The organism is Belnapia arida, from assembly GCF_016773205.1.
Classification (GTDB): domain Bacteria; phylum Pseudomonadota; class Alphaproteobacteria; order Acetobacterales; family Acetobacteraceae; genus Belnapia; species Belnapia arida.
In genome coordinates this window covers 80,240-95,045 of the sequence record NZ_JAETWB010000011.1, presented here as the reverse complement: position 1 = coordinate 95,045, position 14,806 = coordinate 80,240, and the positions used below count along the sequence as shown (strand labels likewise).

Here is a 14,806-nt window from a genome sequence, read left to right as displayed (position 1 = left end):
TAGGGCTGGGCAGCGCAGGGCACAGGTGTGGCGGAATTACCCAGCCTTCGCCGGCTCCTTCCGCACCGTCCGCCCGGCGAAGGGGGCGACCAGGTCGGCGAGGTGGCCGACCTCGGTGAGGCGAAGGCCGTCCGGCGCGCTCGGCGTCCGCCCGCCCCGAGCGACCCGGCGGGGCAGGACGGAGGCGGCGAAGCCGAGCTTCTGCGCCTCGCGCAGCCGCGCCTCGGCCTGCGCCACCTGCCGCACCTCGCCGGAAAGGCCGACCTCGCCGAAATAGACGGTCTCCGGGTCGGTCGGCCGGTCGGTCGCGGCCGATACCAGGGCGGCGGCCACGGCAAGGTCGGCAGCGGGCTCGGCAATGCGCAAGCCACCGGCGATGTTGAGATAGACATCGTTCATGCCGAGGGTAAGGCCGCAGCGGGCCTCCAGCACCGCCATCAGCATGGCGAGCCGCCCGGAATCCCAGCCCACCACCTGCCGCCGCGGGCTGCCGCCGGCCGAGGGGGCGAGCAGCGCCTGCACCTCGACCAGCACCGGCCGCGTCCCCTCGATCCCGGCGAAGACCGCCGAGCCAGAGACATTGCCGCGGCGCTCGGCGAGAAAGAGGGCGGAGGGGTTCGGCACCTCGACCAGGCCGCGCTCGGTCATCTCGAACACGCCGATCTCGTCGGTGGCGCCGAAGCGGTTCTTGACCGCCCGCAGGATGCGGAACTGGTGGCCGCGATCGCCTTCGAAATAGAGGGTGGCATCGACCATGTGCTCCAGCACGCGCGGGCCGGCCAGCGTGCCCTCCTTGGTCACATGCCCAACAAGGATCAGGGCGAAGCCGCGGGTCTTGGCGAGGCGGATCAGCTCCGCGGCGCAGGCGCGGACCTGGGCGACGGTGCCGGGGGCGGAATCGAGCGCGTCGAGCCAAAGGGTCTGGATTGAGTCGATGACGACGAGCGCGGCTTCCTGCTCCTGCTCTAGGCTGGCGACGATGTCCCGCAGCGCGGTCGCGGCGGCGAGCGCCAGCGGCGCCTTCTCAAGCCCGAGGCGGAGCGCACGGAGCCGGACCTGCTCCACCGCTTCCTCCCCGCTGACGTAGAGGGCGCGATGGCCCGCGGCGGCGATGCGGGCCGCAGCCTGGAGCAGGATGGTGGACTTGCCGATGCCGGGGTCGCCGCCGACCAGCACGGCGGAGGCGGGCACGATGCCGCCGCCGAGCACGCGATCGAGCTCCGGCAGGCCGGTCGGGATGCGCGGCGGCGGGGCGGAGCTACCCTGGAGGCCGACGAATTCGACGCGCCGCCCGCCTGCGACCTTGGCTGCTGGGCCAGGACCGCGGGCGGAGGCCGGGGCTTCCTCCTGCAGGGTGTTCCACTCGCCGCAGGCGTCGCAGCGGCCCTGCCATTTCGGGTGGACGGCGCCACAGGCCTGGCAGACATAACGGGCGCGGTCCTTGGCCAAGCGGCCTCCCCTGATCGGCACGAAACAGGAACATGAGGCAGCGTCGCCCGCGTTGCAAGCCTGGACCGCGACGCCGGGCCGGCGCAGGCTGCGTCCATGAGCGCGAGCCCCCTGCCCTTCCCCATCCATGTCTGCGGCATCGAGGAGCTGGAGGGTCATTGCGCCACCGGCGTCAGCCACGTGCTCTCGATCCTCGACCCGGATCGGGCGGAACCGGAAGCCTTCGGCAGCTTCGGCGAGCATGCCCGGCTGGAGCTGCGCTTCCACGACATCATCCAGTCTCAGGCGGATCATGTGGTGCCGGAAGGGGAGCATGTCGCGGCGATCCTCGATTTCGGCCGCGGGCTGGCGGCGGAGCGGACGGCACGGCTCCTGGTGCATTGCCATGTCGGCATCTCCCGCTCGACGGCGGCGATGAGCCTGATCCTCGCCCAGGCGCGGCCGGAGCTGCCGGCGGAGGAGGTCCTGCAAGGCATCCTCGCCATCCGCGAGAAGACCTGGCCGAACCTCCGGATGCTGGAGCTAGGCGATGCGATGCTCGGGCGCGGCGGGACGCTGCCACGGGCGGCGGCGGCGATCTACCGCCATCAACTCGCAATCCGGCCGCATTTGGCGGAGGTGATGCGGAAGGCGGGGCGTGGGCGGGAGGTGGATGCAGCGGAGGCGCTGACCTGAGCGCCCAACCTCACCGGTAGCGCGATCGGCAGCATTGCTGGAAAGCAGCGGGCTGCCGATGCCCTTCGCGCAGCAATGGCCGGTCCCTCGATGCAGAGATTCACGCCAGCTCCACCACCCTCTCCTGAAAGCTTTCGCGGTCCTCTCGATTCCGCACCAAAATCGCATCCGTCTCGATCCGACACCCGAAAGTCCGGAGCAGTGCGTGATGGACGACCATCAGCAACGGAGCGGCCCTGGCCAGGTGCGGGGCACCTCCTGCGCCCTGCCCGGCTTCGCCCGAATGAGCGGAGCGGAGGTCCGTGACCTCCGTTTCTTCGTCGCCCCGCAACGCCTGCTCAGCTTGCGCCGGATGCTGGTGGCCGGGCTGTTTCAGCCGTTGCCGATTGGCCGCCAGGACGCAAGCAACGACAATGGCGGCTGAGCCGCGGCCGGTCGGTCAGAAATCCGGGTCGGAATAGTGGTCGGGGGGGGCAAGGCCGCTGATCCGGTCGGCAAGCAGGCCGCGGAAGCAGGGACGGGACTTCATCCGCGCATACCAGTCCCGCGCCGGCTCGCTCAGCTCCCATTTCACGTCGCCGATGTAGTCGAGCGAGGAGAGCTGCGCCGCGGCCGCGAAATCGGCGAGGCTGATCTGGGACCCGGCCAGCCAGGCGCGGTTCTCGGCCAGATCGCCGATATACTCCATGTGCATCTTCATGTTCTGGTAGCCGGCGCGCATGGCGGCGGCATCCGGGTTGCCGCGGCCGAGAAGGCGCTTCAGCTGCTTCTCGTAGAGCAGGTTGCGGGTGACCTCCGCATGGAATTTGTGGTCGAACCAGGCGATCAGTCGGCGCACCTCCGCCCGCTCACCGAGGGTGCGGCCGAAGAGCGGCATGTCGGGATAGGCTTCGTCCAGATACTCGCAGATGGCGTAGCTGTCGGCGATGGTGAAGCCGTTCTCTTCCTGCAACACGGGCACGGTGCAGGCGGGGTTCATCGCCAGGAAATCCGGCCGCCTCTCCCAGAAACGCTCGATGCGCAGCTCGAAAGGAATCCGCTTCTCGGCCAAAGCGAGGCGGACCTTACGGGAGTAGGGCGAGAGCGGGATGTGATACAGGGTTCGCACGGCAGCGCCTTATGGCACCCGCGCCACGGCAGCGGAAGGCGTTCCCCACCATCCGCTGGGAAGCGGTGTGGATTCGGTGTAGCAATATCCCCGGTCAGGAGGCCCGGTCGGGAGGACAATCCAGATGACGCTCACGGTGTCGATCGGCGAACTGGCGGTGTTCCAGCGCCTGAGCCGGGCCGGCGGCCAAGTCGGGCCGGAGGACATCCGCTTCGCAGGGCAGAGCGATATCGGTCCGGAGGATGTGGCGACCTTCCGGGAGGCGACACGACGGCTCGGGCTGTTGATCGTCATGCGCTGCCCGAAGCGGGGCGCCGTCGCCTTCCAGGGGGCGGTGCCGCCGAAGCGATGGGCGGATGGGCACGACAGCGCCGGGAATACGGTGAAGTCGGGCGAGAACGGCCTCGGCGTGCATCCCGAGCGCGGCAACATCTTCGTCTCGGACTACGACATGATGAGCCTCTGGGCGCGGAAGCCGGCGGGCGGCTACCGCAAGCTCTTCGCCTCCGCCCTGATCTCGGGCGCCGAGCGTGGCAAGTGGGACAGGGAGGCGATGGAGGCGGTGCGGCTGCTGAATGCCGGGCTGCAAAGCCGGCTGCAGCACGGCGCTCAGGACGACTTCACCCCGCCGCACGGCCATCAGCACCCGGGGGTTAAGCCGGACACGCGCTTCGCTGCCTTCCGCGAGGGCGAAGCGCGCTATCTAGCCGACATGGCGGCCTGCAAGGCCTATTACGGCCAATGGGGGCTTTACTGGCCCTATAACGGCGAGGGCCAGTTCACCAAGGCGATGCGTCCCTAGGGCGGGGCAGCCTATTCGGCCGCCACCGCCGCCTCGTCCCGCATCGGCACGGGCAGGTACTTCGCATACTCCTTCGGTACGACGTGCCAGAAGCGGCCGCGCTCCGTCTCCCAGTCGTTCAGCAGCCGGGCGGCGAGGCGGCTGCCCGTCTCCGCCACATGCCGGCCGATGAGCACCTGGAGATGCGCCTCCCAATGGTTGGAGGCGAGGCGGGACCAGAACAGCGTATCCGGGTTCACGCGCCGCTCGAAGCTTTCCTCCGGATCGTAGATGAAGGCCATGCCGCCGGTGAAGCCGGCACCAAAATTATCGCCCACGGCGCCGAGGATCACGACCGTGCCGCCGGTCATGTACTCGCAGCCATTGGCGCCGCAGCCCTCGACCACCGTCGTTGCCCCGCTGTTGCGGACGGCGAAGCGCTCGCCCGCCTGGCCCGCGGCGAAAAGCTCGCCCGCCGTCGCCCCGTAGAGGCAGGTATTGCCGATGATGGTGTTCTCGTTCCAGACGAGGCTGGAGGAGGGCGCCGGGCGGACGACGATGGCGGCGCCGGAGAGGCCCTTGCCGACATAGTCGTTGGCGTCGCCGAGGACTTCCAGCTTCAGCCCGCGCACGGCGAAGGCGCCGAGGGACTGGCCGGCGGTGCCGCGCAGCCGCACCGTCAGGTGGCCGGGCTGCAGGCCGGTCATTCCGAACTTCCGCACGATCTTGCTGCTGATCTTGGTGCCGATCGCGCGGTGCGTGTTCCGGATGTTGTACTGCAGCTGCATCTTCTCGCCGCGCTCGAAGAGCGAGGCGGCGTCGCGGATCATGTCCGCGTCCAGCGTCTCCGGCACCTCGTTGCGGCCGTTCAGGGTGCAGTAGCTCGGCAGCCCGCCGGCATCAGCCTGAACCAGCAGCGGGTTCAGGTCGAGGTCGTCAAGATCCTCGGAACCACGGCTGACCTGCTTCAGCAGGTCGGTCCGGCCGATGACGTCGGTCAGCTTGCGGACGCCGAGCGAGGCGAGGATCTCCCGCACCTCCTCCGCCACGAAGGAGAAGAGGTTGATGACCTTCTCCGGCGAGCCGGTGAACTTCTTCCGCAGCGTCTCGTCCTGGGTGCAGACGCCGACCGGGCAGGTGTTGCTGTGGCACTGCCGGACCATGATGCAGCCCATCGCCACCAGCGAGGCGGTGCCGATGCCGAATTCCTCCGCCCCGAGCATGGCGGCGATGACGACGTCGCGCCCGGTCTTGATGCCGCCATCGGTCCGGAGCTTCACCCGGTGGCGCAGCCGGTTGAGCTGCAGCACCTGATGCGTCTCGGACAGCCCCATCTCCCAGGGCAGGCCGGCATACTTGATCGAGGAGACGGGCGAGGCCCCGGTGCCGCCGGAATGGCCGGAGACCAGGATCGCATCCGCCTTCGCCTTGGCCACGCCCGCCGCGATGGTGCCGATGCCGGAGCGGCTGACCAGCTTCACGCAGACCGTCGCTTCCGGATTGATCTGCTTGAGATCATAGATGAGCTGCGCCAGATCCTCGATCGAGTAGATGTCGTGATGCGGCGGCGGCGAGATCAGCGTGACGCCCGGCGTCGCGTGGCGTAGCCGGGCGATGATGCCGCTGACCTTGAAGCCGGGCAACTGGCCGCCCTCGCCGGGCTTGGCACCCTGGGCGACCTTGATCTCGATCTCGCGGCAGTTGTTGAGATATTCCGCCGTCACGCCGAAGCGGCCGGAGGCGATCTGCTTGATGGCACTGTTGGCATTGTCGCCATTGGCGCGCGGCCGGGCGCGCTCCGGATCCTCGCCGCCTTCGCCGCTGTCGGACTTGGCACCGATGCGGTTCATGGCGATGGAGAGCGTCTCATGCGCCTCCGGGCTGAGGGCACCGAGCGAGATGCCGGGCGCGACCAGGCGCTTGCGGATCTCGGTGATGCTCTCGATCTCCTCGAGCGGGATGGCCGTGTGGCCCTCGCTGCGGAAATCGAGCAGGTCGCGGAGCGCGACCGGGGGCTGGCGACGCACCGCCTCCGAATAGCGCTTGAACTTGGTGTAGCTGTCGGTCTCCACCGCCTCCTGCAGGGTGTGGATCAGGCCGCCGTCGAAGGCATGGCTCTCGCCGCGCAGGCGCCGCTTGTAAAGACCACCGACGGGCAGCGTGATGACGTCCGCATCCCAGGCCTTGCGGTGCAGCGCCAGCACGCGGCGGGCGATGCCCTGGAGGCCGATGCCGGAGATGCGGCTCGGCACGCCCGGGAAGAAGTCCGCGACGAGGGCGCGGGAGAGGCCGATCGCCTCGAAATTCATGCCGCCCCGGTAGCTGCTGATGACCGAGATACCCATCTTGGACATGATCTTCAGCAGGCCTTTGTCCACCGCCTTCTTGTAATGGGCGACGCAATCCTCGAGCGAACTGTTGCCGAAGAGGCCGCGGCGGTAGCGGTCGGCGACGCTTTCCTGCGCCAAGTAGGCGTTCACCGTCGTGGCGCCGGCGCCGATCAGCACGGCGAAGTAGTGGACGTCCACGCATTCGGAGCTGCGGACATTGAGGCTGGTGAAGGTGCGGAGCGAGTGCTTCACCAGATGCGTGTGGACGCCGCCGACCGCGAGGATCATCGGGATCGGCGCGCGGCCCGCGGACTGGTGCTCATCGGTCAGGATGACATGAGCGCAGCCGGAGCGGACGCCCTCCTCCGCCTCGCGCCGGATGCGGTCGATGGCGCGGCGCAAGCCGGCTTCGCCCTCATCGGCGGCGAAGGTGCAGTCCACCTCGCAGGCCGTGCTGCCCATATAGCCGCGCATCGCGGCGAACTCGGCGTTCGACAGCACCGGGCTGTCGAGCATCAGCATGTCGCACTGGGTCGGGTCCTCGTCGAGGATGTTCCCGAGATTGCCGAGGCGCGTCTTCAGCGTCATCACCCGCGTCTCGCGCAGGCTGTCGATCGGCGGGTTGGTGACTTGGCTGAAGGTCTGGCGGAAGTAATGGTGCAGGCCGCGGTACTGGCCGGAGAGCACGGCGATCGGCGTGTCGTCGCCCATGCTGCCGACGGCTTCGGCGCTGTCCTCGACCATCGGGTGGAGGATGGTCTCCAACTCCTCCAGCGTGTAGCCGACGGCGAGCTGGCGGCGACGCAGCTCCTCGCCCTGGAAGGCGACGGGTTCGCCGGTGCCAGTACGGACGATGCCGTCGATGCGCGTGGTGCGCTCGGTCCACTTGCCAAAGGGGTGGCGGGCCGAGAGCTCGTCCTTCAGCTCGGCATCGCGGTAGAAGCGGCCGGCCTCAAGATCGACGCCGATGCACTGGCCGGGGCCGACACGGCCCTTAGCGACGATGGCATCCTCGGAGACCTTCACCATCCCGGTCTCGGAGCCGACGATCAGCAGCCCGTCCGACGTCTGGGTGTAGCGCAGCGGGCGAAGCCCGTTGCGGTCGAGCCCGGCGATGACCCAACGGCCATCCGTCGCGGCGATGGCGGCGGGGCCGTCCCAGGGTTCCATCACCGCGTTGCAGTAGAGGAAGAACTCGCGATGCGCCTGCGGCATCGTCGCATTGTTGGTGATGCTCTCCGGGATCAGCATCGACTTCGCCATCGGTGCATCGCGGCCGCCGCGCACCAGCAACTCGAAGACATTGTCGAGCGTCGCCGTGTCGGAGCCGCCGGCCTGGACGATCGGCTTGATGTCCTCGAGATAGGCGTCCAGCAACGGGTGGGAGAGCCGCGTCTCGTGGCTCTTCATCCAGTTGGCATTGCCGTGCAGCGTGTTGATCTCGCCGTTATGGGCGAGCATGCGGAAGGGCTGGGCCAGCTTCCAGGTCGGGAAGGTGTTGGTGCTGTAGCGCTGGTGATAGATGGCGAAGCGCGAGACGAAGCGCGCATCGAGCAGGTCCGGATAGAACTCCGTCAGGTGCTCGGCGAGGAACATCCCCTTGTAGATCAGCGAACGGCAGGAGAGCGAGCACAGGTACAGCTCGGCGATCTGCGCCGCAATGGCCTGCTTCTCGATCCGCCGACGGATGACGTAGAGGTCGCGCTCGAACTCCGCCTCGTCGCGCAGCTCCGGGTCGTAGATCAGGATCTGCTCGATTTCGGGCCGGGTGGCGTTCGCCTTTTCGCCGATGCAGCCGATGTGGATCGGCACCTGGCGCCAGGAATAGATGGCGTAGCCGGCCGAAAGGATCTCCGTCTCGACGATCTGGCGGCAGCGCTCCTGCGCGCCCAGGTCGCTCTTCGGCAGGAAGGCCATGCCGACGCCGATGCGCCCCGGGCGCAGCCGGTCGCCGCCGCGCTGCACCACCTCGGCAAAGAAATCCTGCGGAATCTCGATATGGATGCCCGCCCCGTCGCCAGTCTTGCCGTCGGCATCGACGGCGCCGCGGTGCCAGACGGCCTTCAGCGCATCGATGCCGGCCTGGACGACCTTGCGCGAGGGCTTGCCATCGAGCGCCGCGACGAGGCCGACGCCGCAGGCATCGTGCTCGGTGGTGTCGACATGCGCCACGTCGCGGAGGCGGGCGGCATTCGCCTCATAGGCGCGCGCGAATTCGAACCCGGTCTCGGTCATCGCTCTTACTCCGCGGCGGTGGCGAGCGCGCTCGCCTTTTGCGTGACATAGGCCTCGATCTGGTCCGCCGCGTCGCGCCCGTCGCGGATCGCCCAGACGACGAGGGAGGCGCCGCGGACGATGTCGCCGCCGGCGAAGACACCGGGCAGCGCGGTCATCATCGTGCGGTGGTCGACCTTCAGCGTACCCCAGCGGGTGACCGCCAGCGCCGGCTCGTTGAACATCGCCGGCAGGTCCTCGGCATCGAAGCCGAGCGCCTTGATGGCGAGGTCGCAGGGGATGTTGAACTCGCTCCCCGGAATGGCGGCCACCTGCTGGCGGCCAGTCGCATCCGGCAAGCCAAGATGCATCCGGGTCGCACGCACCGCCTCGACCTTGCCATGCCCGGCGAAAGCGTCGGGGGCGGCGAGCCAGGTGAACTCCACGCCCTCCTCCTCGGCATTCTTCACCTCACGCATGGAGCCCGGCATGTTCGCCTTGTCGCGGCGATACAGGCAGGTGACGGCCGAGGCGCCCTGGCGGATGGCGGTGCGGACGCAATCCATGGCCGTATCGCCGCCGCCGAGCACGACGACGCGCTTGCCGTGGGCGTTGAGGGCGCCGGAGGCGAAGGTGGGCACGTCATCGCCCAGGTTGTCGCGGTTGGAGGCGGTCAGGTAGTCGAGCGCCGGGACGATGCCGGCGAGGTCGCTGCCCGGCACCTCGATGTCGCGCGCCTTGTAGACGCCTGTCGCGATGAAGACGGCATCGTGCTTCGCCCGCAACTCGTCGACGGTGATGTCTGTGCCGACCGCGACATTCAGGTGGAAATGGATCCCACCCGCCTCGAACAGCTTCCAACGGCGCAGCACCACCTCCTTCTCCAGCTTGAAGTTGGGGATGCCGTAGATCATCAGCCCGCCGACGCGGTCGTAGCGGTCATAAACATGCACCTGCCAGCCGCGGCTACGCAGCCGTTCGGCGGTGGCGAGCCCGGCGGGCCCGGCGCCGATGATGCCGACGCTGTGGGGCTTTTCCTGCCGTGGGCTCGGCGGCTTCACCCAACCATTTTCCCAGGCGGTGTCGTTGATGTACTTCTCGACGGCGCCGATGGTGACGCTCTCGAAGCCCTTCTCGATGACGCAGTTGCCTTCGCAGAGCCGATCCTGCGGGCAGATGCGGCCGCAAATCTCGGGGAAGGTGTTGGTCGCCGAGTTGACCTCATGCGCCTCCTCCAGCCGGCCCTCCGCTGTCAGCTTCAGCCAGTCCGGGATGTTCTGGTTCAGCGGGCAGTGGATGGAGCAGAAGGGCACGCCGCACTGGCTGCACCGGCTGGCCTGGGCCGAGGCGGCCTCGGCGGCGAATTCCCGGTAAATCTCGCCGAAATCGGAACGGCGGGCGGCGATGTCGCGCTTCTCGGGCTGAGCCTGGGAGAGGCGCACGAATTGCAGCATCCGTTCGGCCATGGCGGCGTCCCCGCTTTCTCGATCAAGGGCGATGCGGGCACGCGACACCGCAGCCGCCTCGGCTGATGACAAGGCGAAGCTTTACGGCGCCGCGAGATGTGACGCGAGTCTTTTCTGGCCGAAAGGTCAGCTACACTGACCCAATACCGTTGATGAGCAGCTTCGCGGAAAGTTTCGCGCAAGCCTCTCCATTCCATAAGGTCCGTTTCGGACTTTTTATGCCGCCGTTACCGGTCGGCGCCCGCCACCAGGACGGAAGCGGCTGAGATAGCCCGGCACCACGGCCTCCACCGATTTCGCCTGGATCCCAAGTTCGGCGAGGCCAGGCGCATCCGGAGCGGCGACGTTGTCACGCTGCAGCATCAACAACTGGTCCTCGGTCAGCGGCGGGTTCGGCAGGTAACGCCCGAGCGCCACCTGAAGCTTCACCAGCGCCTCGGGCAGATCAACAAGCGGCCGGCGATGACCGGTAGTGTCGAGAATGAAGCGCAGCAATTCGCGGAAGCTAAGCACCCGCGGCCCGGCCAGCTCATAGGTCTTGCCGGCCGCATCCTCCCGGCTTGCGGCGGCGATCACCGCATCGGCCACGTCACCGACATAGACAGGCTGGAAGCGGGTGTTGCCGGCGATCACCGGCATTACCGGCAGCATCCGGGCGAGGCCGGCGAAGCGGTTGAAGAACTGGTCCTCCGGCCCAAAGACGATGGAGGGACGAAGGATCGTCGCCTGCGGGAAGGCGGCGCGGACGGCGGTCTCGCCCTCGGCCTTGCTGCGGCCGTAGCGACTTGGACTCTGCGCATCGGCGCCGATCGCCGAGACATGGACCAGCCGCTCCACGCCGCCGGCCGCTGCCAGGCGCGCTACCCGCCCGGCGCCCTCGGCCTGCACGCGCTGGAAGTCGCCGGAGGCCCGCTCGGCCAGGATGCCGACCAGGTTGACGACCAGGTCCGCCCCGGCGATGGCTCGGGCCAACTGGCCCTCATCGCCGAGGTCGGCGGCGAGGGGCACGATCTGCCCCACCATTCCCTGGGTCTGCAGGAAGCGCGCCCGGGCCGGGTCTCGCCCTGCGATGCGCACCACCCAACCGCGCGCCGCCAGCCGCTGCACCACGTAGCGGCCGATGAATCCGGCCCCACCGAAAACGGTGGCGACCTGACGAATGGTGGGCTGACGCATGCGGGGCATCTCCAGGCTGACGGCGGGCGGACCATATGGCCGCGGCAATGCAACGCCAAGCGGGGCCGCAAAGCCGCTTGACGCCGGACGCTGGGCCTTCTATTTGCGCGCTCCCGGCGGCGATCCACCGCCGGCTCCGCAGCCTGTGCCCAGGTGGTGGAATTGGTAGACGCGCTGGCTTCAGGTGCCAGTGACCGCAAGGTCGTGAAGGTTCGAGTCCTTTCCTGGGCACCATTCCCCGCTTCGGGGACCGCGCATTGGGCACAACCCTCTTCTCTCCTCAGCCGGCCGGTCGCGGCAACGCTGCCGCCAGGAGCCCCGCCGTGATCCGCCTGCATCGCCATGACCTGCCCGATGGGCTCGATTTCGGCAGCATGGTCGCCATCGACACGGAGACGATGGGGCTCAACCCGCATCGCGACCGGCTTTGCCTGGTGCAGCTTTCGGCCGGCGACGGCAATGCGGAGCTGGTGCAGATCGTCCCGGAGAGCCTCGGTGGCCGCGGCGCCGATTGCCCGAACCTGAAGCGGCTGCTGGAGGACCCGGCGGTCACCAAGCTGTTCCATTTCGCCCGCTTCGACTGCGCGGCGCTGCACCAGCATCTCGGGGTGATGGTGGCACCAGTCGTCTGCACCAAGGTCGCCGCCAAGCTGGTCCGCACCTTCACCGACCGGCATGGGCTGAAGGATCTCTGCAAGGAATTGCTGGGCGTCGAGCTCTCGAAGCAGCAGCAGAGCTCGGATTGGGGCGCGCCGGAGCTGTCGGCCGAGCAGCTGGCCTATGCTGCCTCCGACGTGCTGCACCTGCATGCGCTTTGGGCCAAGCTCGAAGGGCTGCTGCGCCGCGAGGGGCGACTGGAGCTGGCGGAAGCCTGCTTCCGCTTCCTGCCCGCGCGCGGCACGCTCGACCTGCTCGGCTATGTGGAGCCGGATATCTTCGCCCACTGACCATGCAATGATGAAGCGGTTGTCAATCGTGACGATCGCTTTTGGCACGATTCTTGTCGGGAGGCGCGCCCTCCGTTGACCGGGGGACCCTCCAGGCCCATAGATGGGTTGTGCAGATGCGAACAGTCATCCCTCGGCCGGGCCCACTGGGTCAACAGGCGGGCCCGTGACGCCAGACCGGCCGTCCCTGGCCCAGCCGGCGACGGGACGCGTGTCGCTCCCGGCGGATCGCGCCATGCTGCCGCTCTCCCGTGCGCGGCGTGGCTTCAGCCGGGGGCAGATGGCGCGCCGGCGCTTCTTCGTCCGCTGGAGCAAGCGGCTGCTGCCCGCCCTCGCCCTGGCCTTGCTCGGCCTAGTGGTGTTCTGGCCCGAGATCGAAGGCAATGAGGACCGTTCGCGCGTCAGCTTCCGCCGCATGGTGATGCCGCGGGCGGAAGGGCTGCGGGTGGTCAACCCGCGCTACCAGGGAATCGACGAGCTGAACCGGCCCTTCACCGTCACTGCCCGCACCGGCCAGCAGCCGGGGGCGGAGCGGGTGCTGGACCTCGAGGAACCGCGGGCCGACATCCTTCTCTCGGACGGCGCCTGGGTCTATCTGCAGGCCCGTGCCGGCCGGTTCGACCGTGCCGCGAACCATCTCGACCTCAAGGGCGACGTGACGATCTACCACGACAGCGGCGTGATGATGCTTACAGAGACGGCGGCGGTGGAGACCGAGGCGGGCACCGCCAGCGGCGACGCCCCGGTGGCCGCCCAGGGCAGCTTCGGCACCATCACTTCAGACGGCTTCCGCATCCTCGAGCGAGGCGCGGTTGTCGTCTTCACCGGCAATGCCCATGCGGTGCTGGAAGGCGGCGGGCGATGAGGCGCTGGCTTCTCGCCGCCCTGCTGGCGCTGCCCCTGCACGCCATGGCCCAGGGAATCGACCTGTCCCAGGGCGGGCCGGTCGATGTCACGGCCTCGGACGGCATCGAATGGCGCCAGGCCGAGCAGGTGGTCATCGCCCGTGGCAATGCCCGCGCCATCCGCGGCAACGTCACCGTCTATGCCGACCGGCTGCTGGCCCGCTACCGTCCCCAGGCGCGGCCGGGCGAGGCGCAGGCCGGTGCGGTGCGTCCCGCCGCGGCGGCAGGCAGCCCGGACCAGGCCCTCGGCGGCGGCAGCAACGAGATCTGGCGGCTCGAGGCGGAGGGCAATGTCCGCATCGTCACCGAGACCGATACCGCCCGCGGCGACCGCGCCGTCTATGACATCGACCAGGCGGTGCTGGTGCTGACCGGGCGGGGCAATGTCTCCCTCACCACGCCGAGCCAGGTCATCACCGCCAAGGACAGCCTGGAATACTGGTCGGCGCGGAAGATGGCCGTCGCCCGTGGCAACGCCGTCGTGGTGGACAATGCCGAGGGCGGAAGGCGGATCGCCGCCGATACCCTTGTCTCCTACATGCTGGACGCGCCAGGCCAGGCCAATGCCCTGCCCCCGCCTGTGGCGGCAAGGCCGGGCGAGAGGCCGGTGCCCGGCCAGGGCAAGGTCGACCGCGTCGAGGCCTTCGGCAACGTCGAGATTCGCACCGCGACCGACGTGGTGCGTGGCGACCGTGGCGTCTACAGCGCCCAGACCGGAATGGCCCGGCTGCTCGGCAATGTGCGGATCACCCGCACCGACAACCAGATCAACGGGCAGGAGGCGATCGTGAACCTCCGCACCAATGTGGCGCGGCTCGTCTCGGCGCCGGGCGCCCGTGTGCAGGGACTCATCATGCCGAATCAGGACCAGGAGCGGTCCGGCGGCCAGGAGCCCGGCCGCAGCGCCTCGCCCCAACCCGCAACGCCGGAGCGCCGCGGCCGATGAACCAGACGACGCTGCCCACCGAGGCCCGCTTCCCCACGCTTCGTGCCATCGAGGGCGAAGGCGGGTTGGTCGCAACCGGCCTCGGCAAGCGCTACCGCAAGCGCCCGGTGGTGCGGAACGTCTCGATCAACCTGAAGCGCGGCGAGGCGGTCGGCCTGCTCGGGCCGAACGGCGCCGGTAAGACGACGACCTTCTACATGATCACCGGCCTTGTCCAGCCGGATGAGGGCAAGGTCGTCATGGACGGCCATGACGTGACGATGCTGCCGATGTATCGCCGTGCCCGGCTCGGCCTCGGTTACCTGCCGCAGGAGGCCTCGATCTTCCGTGGCCTCTCGGTCGAGGACAATATCCGCGCCGCGCTCGAGGTGGTGGAGCCGGTGCGCGACCGCCGCGAGCAGATGCTCGATGCGCTGCTGGCCGAGTTCGGCATCGCCCATCTTCGCCGCGCCCCGGCCCTCGCCCTCTCGGGCGGCGAGCGGCGGCGCTGCGAGATCGCCCGCGCACTGGCCACCCACCCCGCCTATATCCTGCTGGACGAGCCGCTGGCCGGCATCGACCCGATCGCGGTCGGCGAGATCCGCGACCTGGTGAAGCATTTGAAGAACCGCGGCATCGGCGTGCTCATCACCGATCACAATGTGCGCGAGACGCTGGAGATCATCGACCGCGCCTACATCCTGCATGACGGCCAGGTGCTGATGGAGGGCCTGCCGCACGACATCGTCGCGCATGAGGGCGTGCGGCGGGTCTATCTCGGCGAGAGGTTCAGTTTGTAAGGGCATGCGGGACATCTTCACCTCGCCTCT

General features: G+C 68.7%; 12 protein-coding genes and 1 tRNA gene. 8 read left to right on the top strand and 5 right to left on the bottom strand.

What is annotated here, in order from left to right:
- Window positions 1-36: 36 nt before the first annotated feature.
- On the bottom strand, window positions 37-1,449 hold the full coding sequence (gene radA, locus JMJ56_RS19365; RefSeq protein WP_202833418.1) for a DNA repair protein RadA: 1,413 nt from the start codon (window positions 1,447-1,449) through the stop codon (window positions 37-39).
- Between the two features lie 96 nt (window positions 1,450-1,545).
- On the opposite strand from radA, the gene JMJ56_RS19360 reads away from it, so the two are divergent.
- Together JMJ56_RS19360 and JMJ56_RS19355 are read left to right on the top strand one after the other, a co-directional pair.
- A complete protein-coding gene (locus tag JMJ56_RS19360) occupies window positions 1,546-2,124 on the top strand; it encodes a tyrosine phosphatase family protein (protein ID WP_202833417.1) in 579 nt (192 codons plus the stop codon).
- 208 nt (window positions 2,125-2,332) lie between these two features.
- Window positions 2,333-2,548, top strand: a complete 216-nt coding sequence (locus tag JMJ56_RS19355; RefSeq protein WP_202833416.1) for a hypothetical protein — start codon at window positions 2,333-2,335, stop codon at window positions 2,546-2,548.
- 15 nt (window positions 2,549-2,563) lie between these two features.
- Here the strand turns inward: JMJ56_RS19355 and fzlA are convergent, their stop codons facing one another.
- On the bottom strand, window positions 2,564-3,232 hold the full coding sequence (gene fzlA, locus JMJ56_RS19350) for an FtsZ-binding protein FzlA (protein ID WP_202833415.1): 669 nt from the start codon (window positions 3,230-3,232) through the stop codon (window positions 2,564-2,566).
- 124 nt (window positions 3,233-3,356) lie between these two features.
- Here fzlA and JMJ56_RS19345 point away from each other — a divergent pair, with 124 nt between their 5' ends.
- Window positions 3,357-4,034, top strand: coding sequence for a hypothetical protein (locus JMJ56_RS19345; protein ID WP_202833414.1), 678 nt, complete (start codon window positions 3,357-3,359; stop codon window positions 4,032-4,034).
- Between the two features lie 11 nt (window positions 4,035-4,045).
- Here the strand turns inward: JMJ56_RS19345 and gltB are convergent, their stop codons facing one another.
- The 3 genes from gltB to JMJ56_RS19330 all read right to left on the bottom strand — a co-directional run bounded on the left by gltB (window position 4,046) and on the right by JMJ56_RS19330 (window position 11,199).
- Window positions 4,046-8,578, bottom strand: a complete 4,533-nt coding sequence (gene gltB, locus JMJ56_RS19340; RefSeq protein WP_202833413.1) for a glutamate synthase large subunit — start codon at window positions 8,576-8,578, stop codon at window positions 4,046-4,048.
- Between the two features lie 5 nt (window positions 8,579-8,583).
- On the bottom strand, window positions 8,584-10,023 hold the full coding sequence (locus tag JMJ56_RS19335) for an NAD(P)-dependent oxidoreductase (RefSeq protein WP_202833412.1): 1,440 nt from the start codon (window positions 10,021-10,023) through the stop codon (window positions 8,584-8,586).
- Between the two features lie 216 nt (window positions 10,024-10,239).
- Window positions 10,240-11,199 (bottom strand): complex I NDUFA9 subunit family protein, encoded by a 960-nt coding sequence (locus JMJ56_RS19330; RefSeq protein ID WP_202833411.1) that lies wholly within the window; start codon window positions 11,197-11,199, stop codon window positions 10,240-10,242.
- Between the two features lie 147 nt (window positions 11,200-11,346).
- Here JMJ56_RS19330 and JMJ56_RS19325 point away from each other — a divergent pair.
- The 5 genes from JMJ56_RS19325 (at window position 11,347) to lptB (ending at window position 14,776) form a co-directional block, all read left to right on the top strand.
- Window positions 11,347-11,433, top strand: a tRNA-Leu gene (locus JMJ56_RS19325).
- 140 nt (window positions 11,434-11,573) lie between these two features.
- Window positions 11,574-12,146 (top strand): ribonuclease D, encoded by a 573-nt coding sequence (locus tag JMJ56_RS19320; RefSeq protein WP_202833446.1) that lies wholly within the window; start codon window positions 11,574-11,576, stop codon window positions 12,144-12,146.
- Between the two features lie 235 nt (window positions 12,147-12,381).
- Complete coding sequence (gene lptC / locus JMJ56_RS19315; protein WP_202833410.1) at window positions 12,382-13,011, top strand: LPS export ABC transporter periplasmic protein LptC; 630 nt, start codon at window positions 12,382-12,384, stop codon at window positions 13,009-13,011.
- Window positions 13,008-13,997 carry an LptA/OstA family protein gene (locus tag JMJ56_RS19310; protein ID WP_202833409.1) on the top strand — a complete coding sequence of 330 codons (990 nt, stop codon included), beginning with the start codon at window positions 13,008-13,010 and terminating at the stop codon, window positions 13,995-13,997. Before lptC ends, JMJ56_RS19310 begins: the two co-directional genes overlap by 4 nt.
- On the top strand, window positions 13,994-14,776 hold the full coding sequence (lptB, locus tag JMJ56_RS19305; RefSeq protein WP_202833408.1) for an LPS export ABC transporter ATP-binding protein: 783 nt from the start codon (window positions 13,994-13,996) through the stop codon (window positions 14,774-14,776). Before JMJ56_RS19310 ends, lptB begins: the two co-directional genes overlap by 4 nt.
- Window positions 14,777-14,806 lie beyond the last annotated feature (30 nt).